This is a genomic window from Ruegeria sp. AD91A (assembly GCF_003443535.1).
Lineage (GTDB): Bacteria > Pseudomonadota > Alphaproteobacteria > Rhodobacterales > Rhodobacteraceae > Ruegeria.
In genome coordinates this window covers 1,688,964-1,704,106 of record NZ_CP031946.1, presented here as the reverse complement: position 1 = coordinate 1,704,106, position 15,143 = coordinate 1,688,964, and the positions used below count along the sequence as shown (strand labels likewise).

General features: G+C 53.9%; 12 protein-coding genes, 1 tRNA gene and 1 riboswitch. Of the genes, 5 read left to right on the top strand and 8 right to left on the bottom strand.

All coding sequences use genetic code 11. The features are described 5' to 3' along the window. Position 1: 1 nt before the first annotated feature. The 4 genes from cobW to D1823_RS08470 all read right to left on the bottom strand — a co-directional run bounded on the left by cobW (position 2) and on the right by D1823_RS08470 (position 5,750). Positions 2 to 1,057 (bottom strand): cobalamin biosynthesis protein CobW, encoded by a 1,056-nt coding sequence (gene cobW / locus D1823_RS08495; RefSeq protein ID WP_117869507.1) that lies wholly within the window; start codon positions 1,055 to 1,057, stop codon positions 2 to 4. 1 nt (position 1,058) lies between these two features. Further along, positions 1,059 to 1,433 (bottom strand): DUF1636 domain-containing protein, encoded by a 375-nt coding sequence (locus D1823_RS08490; RefSeq protein WP_117869506.1) that lies wholly within the window; start codon positions 1,431 to 1,433, stop codon positions 1,059 to 1,061. A 91-nt stretch (positions 1,434 to 1,524) separates the two neighbouring features. After that, positions 1,525 to 1,732: riboswitch (cobalamin riboswitch) on the bottom strand. A 226-nt stretch (positions 1,733 to 1,958) separates the two neighbouring features. Then, positions 1,959 to 3,815, bottom strand: a complete 1,857-nt coding sequence (locus tag D1823_RS08485; protein ID WP_117869505.1) for an SLC13 family permease — start codon at positions 3,813 to 3,815, stop codon at positions 1,959 to 1,961. Positions 3,816 to 5,156: 1,341 nt separating this feature from the next. Then, the gene (locus tag D1823_RS08470) at positions 5,157 to 5,750 is read right to left on the bottom strand and encodes a tyrosine-type recombinase/integrase (RefSeq protein ID WP_162896797.1); all 594 of its coding nucleotides are present in this window, start codon (positions 5,748 to 5,750) and stop codon (positions 5,157 to 5,159) included. Here D1823_RS08470 and D1823_RS08465 point away from each other — a divergent pair. Beyond that, on the top strand, positions 5,727 to 6,899 hold the full coding sequence (locus tag D1823_RS08465) for an AAA family ATPase (RefSeq protein WP_117869501.1): 1,173 nt from the start codon (positions 5,727 to 5,729) through the stop codon (positions 6,897 to 6,899). The genes D1823_RS08470 and D1823_RS08465 overlap by 24 nt on opposite strands. Before the next feature lie 219 nt (positions 6,900 to 7,118). On the opposite strand, the gene D1823_RS08460 is transcribed toward D1823_RS08465, so the two are convergent. Further along, positions 7,119 to 9,422 (bottom strand): tetratricopeptide repeat protein, encoded by a 2,304-nt coding sequence (locus D1823_RS08460; protein ID WP_162896796.1) that lies wholly within the window; start codon positions 9,420 to 9,422, stop codon positions 7,119 to 7,121. After that, on the bottom strand, positions 9,412 to 9,750 hold the full coding sequence (locus D1823_RS21885) for a hypothetical protein (RefSeq protein ID WP_162896795.1): 339 nt from the start codon (positions 9,748 to 9,750) through the stop codon (positions 9,412 to 9,414). The genes D1823_RS08460 and D1823_RS21885 overlap by 11 nt, the downstream gene beginning before the upstream one ends. Positions 9,751 to 9,807: 57 nt before the next feature. On the opposite strand from D1823_RS21885, the gene D1823_RS08455 reads away from it, so the two are divergent. Next, entirely contained in the window at positions 9,808 to 10,377 is a 570-nt protein-coding gene (locus D1823_RS08455) for an SLATT domain-containing protein (RefSeq protein WP_117869499.1), read from the top strand. A gap of 50 nt (positions 10,378 to 10,427) precedes the next feature. Here the strand turns inward: D1823_RS08455 and D1823_RS08450 are convergent, their stop codons facing one another. After that, positions 10,428 to 11,750 carry a DUF6538 domain-containing protein gene (locus D1823_RS08450; RefSeq protein WP_117869498.1) on the bottom strand — a complete coding sequence of 441 codons (1,323 nt, stop codon included), beginning with the start codon at positions 11,748 to 11,750 and terminating at the stop codon, positions 10,428 to 10,430. Between the two features lie 75 nt (positions 11,751 to 11,825). After that, a tRNA-Cys gene (locus D1823_RS08445) sits at positions 11,826 to 11,899 on the bottom strand. Positions 11,900 to 12,125: 226 nt separating this feature from the next. On the opposite strand from D1823_RS08445, the gene D1823_RS08440 reads away from it, so the two are divergent. From D1823_RS08440 to D1823_RS08430, 3 genes are all read left to right on the top strand, one after another. Then, entirely contained in the window at positions 12,126 to 12,779 is a 654-nt protein-coding gene (locus D1823_RS08440; protein ID WP_117869497.1) for a protein-L-isoaspartate O-methyltransferase, read from the top strand. A gap of 95 nt (positions 12,780 to 12,874) precedes the next feature. Then, positions 12,875 to 14,293, top strand: coding sequence for a TolC family outer membrane protein (locus tag D1823_RS08435; RefSeq protein ID WP_117869496.1), 1,419 nt, complete (start codon positions 12,875 to 12,877; stop codon positions 14,291 to 14,293). Between the two features lie 73 nt (positions 14,294 to 14,366). Beyond that, positions 14,367 to 15,140 carry a hypothetical protein gene (locus D1823_RS08430; RefSeq protein WP_117869495.1) on the top strand — a complete coding sequence of 258 codons (774 nt, stop codon included), beginning with the start codon at positions 14,367 to 14,369 and terminating at the stop codon, positions 15,138 to 15,140. Positions 15,141 to 15,143 lie beyond the last annotated feature (3 nt).

Here is a 15,143-nt window from a genome sequence, read left to right as displayed (position 1 = left end):
CTTACTCGGCAGCCTCACGCACACCCACGAGGATTTCGCGGATTTCCGCCTCTTTGATGTCGTCATGCTCGGCGATGACGACCAGACGCGAACGGCGCTCTTCGCCGGGTTCCCACGGACGGTCATACTGGTGACGTACCCGCGCACCCACGGCTTGTACCAACAGACGCATGGGCTTTCCCTGAACGGCGGCATACCCTTTGACCCGCAGGATGTTCAGCTCATTGGCGAGGCGCTCGATTTTGGCCACCAGTTGGGTCGGATCGGCTTGCTCGGGCAACTCGACGATGATGCTTTCGAAATCGTCATGCTCGTGATCATGGTGGCCGTCGTGATGCGAAGGGCGGGCGTCCATGTCATCCTCGGCGGCGGCTTCCAAACCCAACACAACGCGAACGTCCACCGCACCTTCGGCCACTTCGACCACGGGCAGGGGACGCGGCGCCTCGGCGGCGATGATCTCGCGTGCTTTTACCACGCCTTCAGGGCCGGCGAGGTCGGGCTTGGTCAGCAGGATGATGTCGGCGCAGGAGATCTGATCCTCGAACACCTCGGACAGGGGCGTTTCGTGGTCGATCGAGTCATCGGCCATGCGCTGGGCATCCACCGCTTCGACATTGGGCGCGAAGCGACCGGCGGCTACAGCCTCGGCATCGGCTAGGGCGATCACGCCATCCACGGTGATTTTCGAGCGGATGTCGGGCCAGTCAAACGCCTTCAGCAATGGTTTGGGAAGCGCCAGTCCCGAGGTTTCGATCAGGATGTGATCCGGGCGCGGTTCCAGAGCCATCAGGGCCTCGATGGTGGGAATGAAATCATCTGCCACGGTGCAGCAGATGCAGCCATTGGCCAGTTCCATGATGTTTTCCGCCGGGCAATCGGGAATGGCGCAGGATTTCAGGATGTCGCCATCGACGCCTACATCGCCGAACTCGTTGACCACGACAGCAAGGCGCTTGCCCTGCGGGTTCTGCATCAGATGACGCACCAAAGTGGTCTTGCCCGAGCCCAAAAAGCCGGTGATCACTGTAACGGGGAGTTTTTCGAGGTTCGACATGTCAGGCTCCAATCGGGGGAATGCGCGAGGCACAGTTTTTTCGGAAATGTTCGGGGCGTTCGCGCCATTTCACCAAACCATCTTCAGTGGCCAGATACTTGGTCGCACCGTCGACAATGACGTCGACATGATCTGTTTCGCTCAGGTTTTCATAGACGAAGGTCCAGCGGCCCGGCCCGCCGCGCAATACGATCGAACAACCTTGATCGCAGTTTGACAGGCATTCTACGGCTTTCAGGGTGACACCGTCGGGCAGGTCAGCCTGTTTCAGGGCCTTGTGCAACAAAGCGCCCGGGCGTTGCGCGTCATCTTCGACAGGCAGGCCGCGACGGCAGGTGGTACAGACCAGCAACTCGACTGGTGTGGTCTCGGTCATGTCTCTCATCCCCCCAAATCCTCTTCGCGGGGGACGGGGTTTCATGCGGGCCACGATTGGTCACGGACCCGACACCGGAACACCCCGCCCGGTTTCAACTTCGGTTGTTGGCAGGTCTCCCGGCTTGCGGATGCCAGAGGAGGGCCTCTGTCGGATGTCCCGCCTTCCCGGCCTTTGGGCCAGTGGCATTGGGCATCCTCTCCGTTCACGGTCGCGGGGGCGGCTGCGTTTGGCGGCATGACCGTTGACGCATTCCCTTTTCATCGGCTGTCACCGACACCAACGAAAGGGACATGCGGCACCGCTGGCCTGCTTGTCAAGCGAGTCGCGCGTAACAATGATGCGGAGGAGTAGAAAGCGACCTGTGGGCGTCGATGGGCGGCATGTCGTGCGGGGTTCAGCCTGAGATGGGCCCGGCGACGAACGGTATCTCTGCAAGGGTCGTACACTGTGTTGAGCTGATGCCTCGACAGAACCTGTCCCGATGATGGGAAAAGACCGCCGAACACCCCGGATCCTCTCGCGCTAATAGATGACGTTGATCATGAGCAGCGAAACGACCAGAAACAGCACAGTCATGATCCCGCCGGAACGCACGAAATCCATCACCTTGTATCCTGCCGGACCCATAATCAATGCGTTTACCTGATGGGTTGGGATGATGAAGCTGTTCGATGTGGAAATGGCGACGGTCAGTGCAAAAACCGATGGATTCCCACCAGCCGCTATCGCAATCGATACCGCCAAAGGCACCAGCAGGACAGTGGCCCCGACATTTGACATGACCAGAGAAAAAGCAGTCGCCAGAACAGCGATTCCGGTTTGCAGCGACCAGAGCGGCCAGCCGTCCAGAATTATCATGATCTGCTGGGCGATCCACGCAGCCGTGCCTGTGTTCTGTACAGCTTGTCCCAACGGTATGAGGCAGGCGAGCAGGAATACGGTGTTCCACCCGACCGCGCGGTATGCCTCATCCACGCTGAGCACACGGGTCAACATCATGCCTACCGCTCCGGTAAGAAGGCAGAGCGAAAGCCGGACGTCCGTGAACAGGATCAATGACAGCGAAATGGCGAAAAATGCCAGGGCCCAACCGACTTTTTGCGGCCTCAGTTCGTCCTGGGGAAAGTCCGTTGTCACAACGACGAAGTCCGGGTCGCGCTTGATCCGCATCAGGTTGTCCCATCTGGTATGCGCCACGAGCATGTCACCGGCCTGAAACTTTTCGAGCCCGATCTGAGTGGATTCGTGATCCTCGGTCTCGACATGGCTCAGCGTCTCTTCGCCGCGGTGAATGGCCAGCAGCGACATGCCATAGGTCTTGCGGAACAAAAGCTCGCGGGGGCATTTGCCGATCAGCTTGCTGTCTGGCGTGACGACCACCTCGGCCACGCCTGCATTGGTGGGGGCGAACTCTTCGACAAAAATGTCCAAATCCGGAAGAACGGTAAGCCCGTATTTCTTGGCGAACGTCTCGACCTCCCAACGGCGGCCGACGATGGCCAGCCGACACGGGGCCGCAATTTCGGCTGTCAAAACCTGAACCATCGAGGTTTTGCCGCGATAGAAGGTGGAAATGATGTACAGGTGGTTTTCGTGGTTGATGTCGGCCAGAATCTCTCCGACCAAGGGGCTGTCCTCGGGCACTACGACTTCGAACACGTCGGCTTTGAGGCCATAGACCCTTTGCAGGTATTCCTGTGTCCCTTGTCCGGTGCCCGTATTGTCAGGCCCTTCAGCCACGGGTAAAACCCAGCGTCCCAACAGCAAAAAGTAACCAATTCCCGTCAGGATCAGAACTGCACCGATCGGTGTGACCGAGAACAGGCTGAAGGGCTCCATTTTCTGAGATGACGGCAAACTGTCATTTGCCGTCAGGATCAGATCGTTCAGCAGGATAAGTGGAGACGACCCGACCATCGTCATTGTGCCACCCAAAATGGCGCAGAATCCCATCGGCATCAGCAGGCGTGACAGCGGTATACCTGACCGCGAAGAAATACGGCTGACAACGGGAAGAAACAGAGCAGCGGCGCCGACATTCTGCATGAACGAAGAAATGACGCCAACGGTTCCTGAGATGATTGGAACAACCCTGCCTTCCGATTTGCCACCATATTTGAGGATAACGGCAGCAACCTTGTTCATGATCCCCGTCTTGTCCAGACCAGCACCGACGATCATTACCGCAATGATCGAGATGACGGCATTGGATGCGAAGCCGTCGAACAGAAGGGTTACATCCGCCAGATTTCCCAGCCCGGGCGCGTAGCTGAGCAAGCCTATGAGAACCAGAACCAATATGGCGGAAAGGTCGATCCTGATGATCTCGGAGACGAACAAAAAAACGGTGAAAGCCAGAAGGGTACAAACGACCCCCATCTCAAAGGTAAAGGCAATGTGTTCCACAATACGTCCAGAACTTTTTCTTTGTTAGATTCCTAGTTCATCCTTCTCGCCTTGTCATGAAGTTTCGTTTTTCACTCACTTCGAGACATAATATTTCTCTAAGAATGGCGGTTTGAGTAGTGGTAAAAACCTCGTTTGACGAACACCAAACCCTGTGGTCGTGGTGTCCCGCACGCGGTTCAGCGCGTCGAACGTTTAAGCGGGCGGTATGCATGGGTCCGACGGTTCAACACAAACGGAATGCTGGCAAAAGTTCTGTTGGAAAACTTAGAACTGGCTGGTTGAACAGCGCCCTCAAATGCAGGTGAACGCAAATTGCAACAGTTTGATCCAACAAGCGACACGACCCGTAACACACTTGCCCCATTTAGTCTGGGCAGTCCCATGACCAGACTAAGTCCCCGCGTTGCCTATCATCCCAGATTAGGGCGGCGCGGGGAATTTTGATCCAAAGTGCAATTAACGCCGTACACAATTTACCCCTAACTGTCTGCCCGCGTTGTTCACTTGGTTTCCCTCCGAACAACGCGGGTTTTTTGGGGGATGAGGGGGTAACGAGTGACCGCCCCGCCATAGTGCGGGGCTTTTTCTTGGTTAGACATGACACGAAATTCTATCATATTGTGACTAAACGACATTGCGGCACGGGTTTCGTCATGGACAACACTGTACTCTATTTTTTGGTTGGCATCTTTGTCGTCGGGCTACTGACGATGGGTTACTACTCAAGGGGCAGCGGTGCTTTAATCTCAATTGTGATTGTGGTCGGCGTTATAGGTGCAATAATAGCTTACCTGAGCGGCTATTTCGGTGAACTGCCACAGTAGGTGCATGCATCCGGTTGAGAGGCAATGGATGATGTGACTGATCGAATTTGGTCCAAGACGACGATTGTGTTGCCAAGAAAAGAACCAGCTTCGCAGTTCCTGTGAGTGAGTTTTGCGAAGCTGGCTAATCCCAACGGCACTGGGATGGTGGCCGCAGGAGGGGTTCGCATAGGACTATGCAACTTATGTCTACCACGAAATGACTGACACCGATAAGCGGGCATAAGAATAGGGGACTATCCAAAAGTATAGCTAATTGTAACCGACTGGCCCGCGTAGTTCCGGTTCGGTCGGCAAAGCTTGGTCTGGTGGTTCAATGCCGTGCTGAATCAACCACTCAAAGACAGCGACCCAATCGTCTTGTAGCGACGGTTTGCTGCGATACTCGCGCAAACATTCCAGTTTGCATTTCAGGTCATAAGGAGTCGTCCGCGGCCATTTTTTCATGCTGCATGTTCTAATTTTGTTCCGCGTCGGGTCAATGCCGCTATGCACCCTTAAACAACAACCCTTCCCACAGGTTCATGATTTCCCGGCGCTGTCTCAGGCGTCGGGATCGGTTGTAGGTTCGTGCAACCACGCGTGATGTTGCTGCGGCCTGATGGTTCAATATCCGGTCTACTTCGTTTTCATCCGCGCCGTGTTCGCACAGATGCGTGGCGAACGATCTGCGTATGTCCCTGATCTGGAACTTCCTGACGGGGATATATGCGTCAACGAACCAGCGTCGTTTGACGTGTGCGGTTGTCTTGAAATCCTGAAACTGGTTCGGCTGCATCGCGGCCAGAACGAAAGCTCGACCGGCCAACGGTATGACGTGGCTGGTGCCGTTCTTAGAAGGCGGGATCACCATGCACTGATCGCGCACCAGAGCCGGGTTGAACTGCATCAGATCGCTGGGTCTCTGGCCAGTCAGGATGAGCAATTGCAGGAAGTGGCGCCACGGCTTGCCCTGATACTGTACGGCCTCATACAAGGCGCGTAGCTGGTCCAGCGTCAATGTCTGTTCGCGTGGTGTTGGAAGGATGACTACGCGCAACATCGTTCGCAGGTCGCTTTGTTCGACCTTGCTAATGCGCAAAACAAGCTCTCGAGAGATGTACTCCAACTACTGAAAACTGACCAGGTCCAGGAAGCTGCAACAGCGGCAAAGCTGCCATCGCCTTTGGAAGCTATGAATGACATTTTGGCATTTAGCTCTTTGTCGGTCCAACTTTCCATAAACGATGACGGTGACATTCTCGCAAGCCATGATGGCCAAGCCACTTTCAGTATCACACAACTTTCAGACGGCGAACGAAATGCAGTTATGTTGGCTGGACAAGTGCTTACTGCTAGGCCAGGCACTTTGTTCCTGATAGATGAACCTGAAAGGCATTTGCATCGCGCAATAACGGAACCGATGCTATCCGCCCTCTTTGAAAGGCGTAAAGATTGTCGTTTCGTAGTAGCTACTCATGAACCTGAACTCCCTAACAGCACTCCCGATGCGAGAGTTGTCATCGTGCGTAACTGTAGTTGGAATGGATCGGCTGCTTCTGGTTGGGATGTCGATATTCTAGAACCTGGCATCGAAGTACCTGACGACATTAGGAGGGCACTCCTTGGCGCCCGGCGAAGACTATTGTTTATAGAGGGCGACGAAGCTCGGAGTTTAGACTTTCCGCTTGTTTCTGCTTTGTTTCCCAACTTGTCAGTCGTTCCACGCGGAAGTTGCCGAGATGTCGAACGATCAGTAATCGGGCTGGCAGGATCGAAAGAACTACACTGGCTCAGCCCCGTCGGTTTAATTGATAGAGATGACCGATCCGACGAAGAAGTTTTGGCCCTCGAAGCTCAGAATGTATTCCCGCTTGATGTCTGTTCAATTGAATCCATTTTTTACTCGTATCGTTCGATAAATGAAATGGCTCAAGTTCAAGCCGAAATGTACGGCGGTGACGCTGAAGAACTTGCAAGTCGTACAAGGGATGCAGCGTTGGCCGTTCTTGACCAGAACACCAAGGAAACACTTGCTGCTCGCCGTGCTGAAAAAACGGCAAGAAACAACCTGCTTAGCAGCCTGCCTGATTGGCGTCAGATTAGGGAGACAAGAGGCGGTACAATTGAAATTGGGGCCGAAACAACTTTTCACGCTGAAATAGATAACCTAAACACTGCACTTGAAGCCAACGATCTTGATGGAATTGTCGCACGGTGGTGTCCTTTGAACAAGCGCGAGAAGCGTTAGTCCAAATCTACGAAGCAAATCTGAGGGAGTTAGAAGATGCCCTCGAGAAAGATCGGTACGGTAACTATGACTGATTATGAACTTATTCCCCAAGCGGCCATCGATAAGCTGGTCGCCAACCCGACAGTGGCCCCCGCGTTCAACTCTGTGTTCGGCGCGGGTCGCGCTGAGGAGGTTCGTAGAGTTCACGCTGAGAGTTTTTAGGCGGCAAAGTGCTAGTCATTCGGAAAGGGATGCTATGCCAGTCACATCCTCCAGTAAATCACGTTCAGATATACTGCCATCACACCCCATAACTCTACCTTGGAACGCTAATACCCAGGAGGAAGGGAGTTCTGATAGAATAAGTTGATCATCTATTGCGGCACCGAGCTCTTCTGCTTCGTTCAACCATGATTTTGCAGTTACCTCGTCTTCATCCACAATGTCACCATTTAGGTAAAGATAGGCAAGCCAAAGTGCTGCTTCAGCTGACCCTAATTCGACTGCGTCTTCGAGTGCTCTAAGGCCGTCCCCTGGGTTGCGGCGCTCAAAAATGTGTCCGGTATTCAGGCGACCATAGTTGTACTTACCTGAGAGTGAACCGAGTGTTGCCGATACTTCGTACCAACGATTGGCTTCGGACAAGTCAATGCTTTCTAAAAGCTCACCTTTTTCATATCGCTTACCTAGCGCGTTGGCCGTGCAAGCGGACTGCAGAGCTTTAGATTTCAGCCTTTCAAGGCCTTCGTCCCGTATCTGATAAAGGCGGTCACGTGTTAGATCGTGCCCGCTCTCAGTTTCAAGAACTTCGAATAGGTGCTTCAACGGGGGGACGAGGCCCTCTCTCGCCGCGGCTTCAAGGTAGGGGATCGCAGCCGCAACATCTTTTTCCGTACCGTTTCCCTTGAGCAAACAGAAGCCAGTGTTACAAGACGCGACTGGTATACCGTAGTCAGCCGAAATTCTAAAATGCTCGTACGCAAGTTCTTGGTTGTGTTGAATTCCAGGCGGTCCTAGCTCGTAGAGCCAAGCCAAATGTAGGTGTGCATGAGCGTGAGTTGGCACTTTCTCAATCGCATCGAGAAGAACAGTAAGCCTCTCTTGATTTGCAGATTTGTCGTTCTCTCCTGCGCGGACCTTGATGGCATTGCTTAGTGTAACTGCACCAAAAACGCCGCCTGCTTCATATTCTTCGCGAGCAAGAGCCTCTGCTTTACCAATGTCTTTTGGCACCCCGAGACCTTCCAAGTTGAGCCAGGCCAAAAGCGCTTTGCAGCCCATTGAGTACTTGGAAGAACTGTCAATGCACTTTTGTGCATGCTCAGCGGCCAACGCAAAGTCAACGGTAGTGCTTGAATGCATCCCTGAATAGATTTCTGCCAAGAAAACGTGTGCATTATTTGAGGTCGGCAACGAACGTTCGAAGTAAGTTGCAGCAAGTTTCGGATCGCGCTCGATGTCAAACGTTTGTTTGGAGTTAGTCAGGTATCCATTAAGCCAGACATGGCCGAGCAAGAAATTTGCTTCTGCAATTTCCTGATCGGCAAACTCACTAAGTTTTTTTAGTATGACTTCCGACGGCTCATCAGTTAGGCCCAAATCGAATTTTATTCGTTCCGCAAGAACGGAGCTTAACGCATCTCCCATAGATCCGGCTACTTCAAAAATACTTACTGAAGCACCAAGCCCACCTTCACCTATCAAACCTTCAGCAACCATTTCTCCGATCTTTCTCTGACTGGTGGATGAGCCGGCTGTTGAGGCGCGTTCATACCACTTTCGTGCACTGGAAGGTGAGGGGTCGGTGCCTATTCCATTTCGAAAGGCGTCCCCAATGGCTTCCATGGCTAAAACATGCTCTGCCTCTGCTGCTACCAACATGTTGTCAAAGAAGCGATCACGACTGGCCTTGACGGCTCCGCCATTAAAGTATTGCACCGCTACTACATAACTGGCGTGAGAAAAACCGCGGGAAGCAGCTTCTCTTAACTTAATAAAGTTCTCTAGACTCAGTTCCGGATCACCATCCAAAAAGTGTTCAATTGTCGCCTGCAAAAAAAGTTGCTGCCCGTTTTCCGGCTCTCCGGTCGCGAGTTCATTTCTTACGCTCTTTGCAATCTCTCTTGCAGCGTCCAAATCGCGCTCTAATCCAGAAAAGCCAGTTCCTTTGATAAACGCAACCATCCCAATTGCGATGGGGTGATCGTCTTCTGAAAGCTGCTGGAAAAGAGCAAGTGCCTCATTTCCGCGGCCCTGCTCAAACAGGAGTTTATTGGCCTTTCGAAGCTTCTCCTCGTTTGCCCGAAGCTTGCACGGCCCATAGTGCTCAAAGACACCATCCCATTTGCATACAGAGTCGAGTGACCTTTCATAGAGCGCAGGGAAATATGCCACCGCTAAACCGGCAAAAAAACTTATTACAACGCTGACAGTGATTATATCAGCTACGTGGCTCGCAAAGCCACGTAGAGAACCGTAGCATTTGAGAAACAAGGATCGTATTTGAAATCCTACGCTAAGTCTGTTTTTGTCAACCGTCACACTTTCCCTTTTTCGCATGAGGACATGTTGGGCCGTTAGAATATTTCTTAGCAAAGGTATCCAAAAAGTCAAAAACCTCATTCCGTATCGCAAGGCCGCTCAGGGTGAGTTCAAGCAACTGCAGGAGATCATCAAGGCCGAAAAGAAAGGTCAGGGTGAACTCTTGAAGGAGCAGGTCAGGCGGAACCGTGAGTTGTTCCCGGTGAAGGCTGGCGGTGGAACTGTGCGGGTGAAGCGCAGGACGTTCGAGGATTTGCTGAAAGAGTGACGGATGAAGAACTTGGAGGGAGCCGCAATGGCTCCTTCCTTTTTCGATGAACAGCCTCACATTGACCATCCACCCGATATGACTACTCTGTGGAGGTGTTTACTGGTGAGGATATAGATGTCTCAAGGGTCTGAATTTGAGGAAGAATTTGAAGCGGCCTGTGCAAAAATTGAACTCGTTAAGCTTTGGCAGAACCGAATGTGGCGAGCAAGTTTAGCGCACTATGTAGCGTCAGATAAATACCGTCGTTGGCACGCTGCACTTACGATTTTCAATATGGTTGCCGCCATCAGCGTACTCTTTCTTTCAAACAACGAATTGATAAGGAACGGTATCGACACAGCTGACCTGGCTTGGTCCGATTATTTACTTCCCATCGCAAGTCTTTTGACGGTGTTGTCTTCAGCTGTTCATTATCTAGTTCGTTTTCAAGAACGCGCAGAACAACACAAACAGGGTGGTAATGAGTTCTCATCCTTAAAGAGATCAATTGAAAAAGAACTTACTAATAAGGAGATTACAAAGGGCTACATCGAAGAAATTTCAATGAGGTACGATGCTGCTGCACAGCGTTATCCTCACGTCCCAAGGGGAATTTGGAGAGCGTGCATGAAGCGAGCCACTACAGAAATTGAGATGTCTGCCGACACGAAGAAATTCTGGCAGGTGGTTGGGAGAAAGCGATAGGCTTGAATTGGGCTCTCTGAACCCCGTCCTTGGACGTTATCGTTCCTCGCTCAGTCGCCTGCCTCTACGATGTAGTCAAAATTCAATCGCTCGATTGCTTCTTTCCGAACCTTCAAGCTCGGGCCTTCTCCGTAGGACCCGGCCACGTCGCCCGAACCGTGTCCAGTGATGAAGTCGTTGATCTCCTTCGACACACCAGCATCCCTCAGCATGTCCTTGAAGTTCCCTCGAAGTGAGTGAATGACCTTTGTCGGGTCCTCAGTGACCCTGCGTACCCACGGCATCAGTGCCTTGGAGGCAGGACCCTGTGTCTTACCGTCGCGGTCGCGCGAGAACTCAGGGAACATCTGGCCGACTTTACCCGTCTCGATCCATGTTAGGGCAGGGTGGACCGGTACCCTTCGCTTGGACCCCGAGTTCTTCACGATAGCACCCGTCAAGTCGAAATAGAGAACACCTTGTTCCTCATCCTGTTTGACGTCCTCCCAAGTCAATAGAGCGGCCTCGTCGAGCCTCATGCCGGTGGTGGCTAGGATCGACAGTAGGGATCGCAGATGAGGCTCCATACGCTGCGCAAAGAGAGCCTTGAGTTCTCTCGTGGTGAACGGTGTGTAGCTTTGCTTTTTGGTTCCGAGATTCTTGTCCAGCTTGATCCCGGCGAACACGTTGTGAGGGACCCAGCCTTTGCGTACTGCGTGGTCAAACATTCGCCGGACGTAGCCGATCTTCTTGTCGATGGTCTTTCGGCTTTTTGATGCACCCACATCCTCCGCGAACTCGTGAACCATCACCGCAGTGACGTCAGATAGGGCAATATCTCCCGCGAAGTCCTTGAACTGCTCAAGGGCGTGTTCTGCTTCGCGCTGAGTCTTGATCGTGCTGTACGGATTGGTCTCAAGGTACTCCTTAGAGGCGCTGGCGAGGTAAACTGTTCCCGATGCCGCCGTGCGCTCGGCGCCGCCTGCCTTCCACTCTTGGTAGACCTTGAGAGCTTCTATGGCCTGCTCGTTGACCACCTCGACAGCAACGTCGTTTTCTTCATTCTCACCGTATTCGAGGTTCTTGTGGTACTTGATGAGGTCCTCAAGTTCCCCGATGTCCTCCATGCGTTGAACCTCGTCGGCGTCACCGATCCAGCCGAGTAGATCACTGATCACGTCGCGCGGATCAGGCTTGCAGCTATCCAGTTGGGCATAAAGATCAGCAGATATGTTGTGCTGCCTGCGCTTGGCATCAGCCAAATCACTTGTACCCGTGGACTTCTTGAGTTGCTTCCTGCCGTTGAAATGCGGGCGAAGCTCGGAGGGGATCGTCAGGAGAACGTAATACTTGCCTTTGTTCTTCGCCAAGGTCGTCGCGGGGTAGTCAAGCACTTGTATCCTCCAAAGTATCCTCCGTGAGATACTCCAAGTGTCTAATATCTTGAGAAAAAACACAATGAGGATGTGTGGAGGCGAGTACCGGAATCGAACCGGTGTACACGGATTTGCAATCCGCTGCGTCACCACTCCGCCAACTCGCCTTTTCAAGTAAAATCAAATACTTGCCGTGGTGTGCGTGGGGTTTTAGCAGCTTTCCGAAGGGGCGTCCAGAGGATTGCGCGCAATTTTGACGTATGGATTCAAAATTTACCAAAACCCGCGACGGCAAACGCGCAGGCGCAGGCGAGTTGCGTCAACAGGGCCGTTGCTGGCCGCTTCAGGATGTGGCACAAGCCGGGTAACTTTGGGAATGACACGAGAGATCCTATGACAGATTTCGCAGCCCGGCGCCGCACTATGGTTGACACGCAAATCCGACCTTCGGATGTTACAAAGTTCCCGATCATTGAGGCGATGCTGAATGTCCCGCGCGAAAACTTCGTACCTGATGCGCAGCGTGAGGCTGCTTATGTCGACGGCGTAATCGATCTGGGTAATGGGCGCTGTATGCTAGAGCCGAGAACGTTGGCTAAAATGCTGGACGCGCTTAACATTTCAAACGATGAGATGGTTCTCGATATCGCTCCGGCAACAGGGTATTCCACGGCGGTTGCCGCGCGTATGGCCCAATTGGTTGTGGGTGTGGAAAGCGACGACTCGCTGGCGTCCGAGGCGCAAAGCCTTCTGGCTGAGGCGGATGTGGACAACGCCATCATCCACGTCGGTCCGTTGGAACAGGGCGCGGCTGAGCATGGTCCTTACGATGCAATTATGGTGCAGGGCGGTATCGAACGGGTTCCCGAGGCCCTGCTGGATCAGCTCAAGGAACACGGCCGGATCGCTTGCCTGTTTGTCGAAGGCAGTGTTGGGACTGTGCGGATCGGTCGAAAGGCCGGTGGCCGCGTCAGCTGGCGGGATGCCTTCAACGCCAGTGCACCGATACTAGAGAGTTTTTCGGCGGAGTGTGCATTTTCGCTATAGTTCGCCGATAGATTTTTCTGGCGCCTTGAATAGTTGAAAAGAAGACCGCAAACTGCCTTCAGGGCAGTGTAATTTCGTTTTGAGAGGATTTCGGTATGCGTGGTTCAGCGACAGGCAAGCTGGTCAGGGCATTCGCAGTGACCGCAGGACTTGCCATCAGCGTTATGCCAGGGCGTCCGGTGTGGGCTGACAACATAACAGACGCCTTCATCGGCGCATATAACACAAGTGGCTTGTTGGAACAGAACCGGGCGCTGCTGCGAGCGGCAGATGAAGACGTGGCGATCGCACTTGCTGCATTGCGGCCGATCATCAACTGGACCGTACAGGTCAGCCAAGACTATACCCGGTCAAGGACCAGCAATGTGGTCACGACGACCGAGCCGTCCCGGTTTTTCACCGGGCTGGGACTGACCCAGCTTCTGTATGATGGCGGTGCTTCGATTCTGGGCAAGCAATCGGCGCAGGAAACGGTTCTGTCGACACGGCAAACCCTGATCGACATTGAACAACAGGTCCTTATCCGCGCTGCGAACGCGTATCTGGGCGTGCTGCTACAGGAAGAGACAGTCGCAATTCGCCAGAACAACGTGGATGTTTCGGCGGAAGAACTTCGCGCATCGAATGATCGCTTCGAAGTCGGCGAAGTGACGCGCACGGACGTTGCGCTTTCCGAGGCGCAGTTGGCAAGCTCGCAGGCAGATCTTGCGGTTGCACGTGGTGAATTGAGCATTGCGCAAGCTGAATATGTCAACGCGGTTGGCAAGGCGCCAGGGCGGACGGCTGGTCAACCAAGTCTGCCCAATCTGCCGCGGAGCGAGGCAGAGGCGATTAGTCTCGCGCAACGCAACCACCCGGCGATTCTGTCGGCGCAGCATCAGGTCCGGGCCTTTGATTTGATTGTGCAGCAACAGCGGGCCAACCTTGGGCCGAATGTCAGCTTGAACGCCGATGCGGGCGTGCGGGAAAGCTATGACAACAACGACTATGTAAATGACGCAACCGTTTCGCTGGACTTTACACAGCCGATTTACGCCGGTGGCCGGTTGGCCGCCAATGTGCGGCGCGCTATGGCAAACCGGGATGCGTCTCGTGCGAACCTACTCAATGTACAGAAGAACATCACGCAGGGTGTAACGGACCGGTATGCGGCTTTTCAGGCGGCCAGTGCCAGCCTCAGGGCATCTACGGAACGGGTTCGCGCCTCGCAAGTCGCATTTGACGGCATCCGGGAAGAAGCGACCTTAGGCGCCCGGACTACGTTGGATGTGTTGAATGCTCAGCAGGATTTGCTGGACGCGCAGTTGGCAGAAGTGGCATCCCGCACGGAACGATCCCGCGCAGCATATCAGCTATTGCAGGCGCAAGGTCTTTTGACGGCAGAACGTCTGGGGTTGGCGGTTCAGATCTATGATCCGACTTTGTACTACAATCTGGTCAAAAAAGCCCCCGCGCGTGTCAGCAAACAGAGCAAGGATCTGGATCGAGTCCTCAAAGCGTTGCGTCGGGACTAACCGGCAATACTATTTGTTGTAGGGCTCGGATTGTTTGGCTACACTCGATCCAACGATAGAGCGGTAGAGAACAATGTCTGATAATGTCGTGAAAGCAGGGATCGAAGACGTTCTGTCTTCGGTCAAACGTCTGGTCAGTGAAGATAGTCGTGGTAAACCCGCCCCGGATCAACAGGGTGCAACGCGTAAGCCGGGGCGTCTGGTGTTGACGGACGCGCTCCGCATCAGCAAACCCGCTCAGCCCGAGGTCACATCAGCCAAGCCGACCCCTGATGTTGCCGACTCGGCCAAGCCGATGCTGCTGCGCACCTGCGACATTGTCAGGGCAGGGGATCCGGCCAACACTTCGGATGACGAGGTGGAGGCAAAAGCTGCAAAATCCGGCTCATCTGATGACCCTGCGATCAGTCTGAGCGCCAAAATCGAAGCACTGGAAGCGGCAATCGCGCAAACCGAGGATCAATGGGAGCCGGATGGCGACAGCGGTGATGCTTATTCGGGTACACCGACTCAATCCCTGCCGTGGAATGTCGAAGAAGAGTTTGCCGCCGCAAGGTCCATCGTTCTGACTGACGAAGAAGATGCAGGCGATCCGCGGCCTGAGGCCGATACGGCCCAACACGTTGAGTTCATCCGATCCGCACAACCGGTTGAGGCCGATCCTGCCGCTGATGTGGCAGAAGACGTCGCGACAATGGACTTGGATGAAGAGACATTGCGCGACCTGATCGCGGAAGTTGTACGTCAGGAGCTGCAAGGTGCAATGGGTGAGCGGATCACGCGAAACGTGCGCAAGATGGTCCGACGGGAAATCGCTCGCGCGCTGAGCGCGAAAGATCTGGGATAAGAT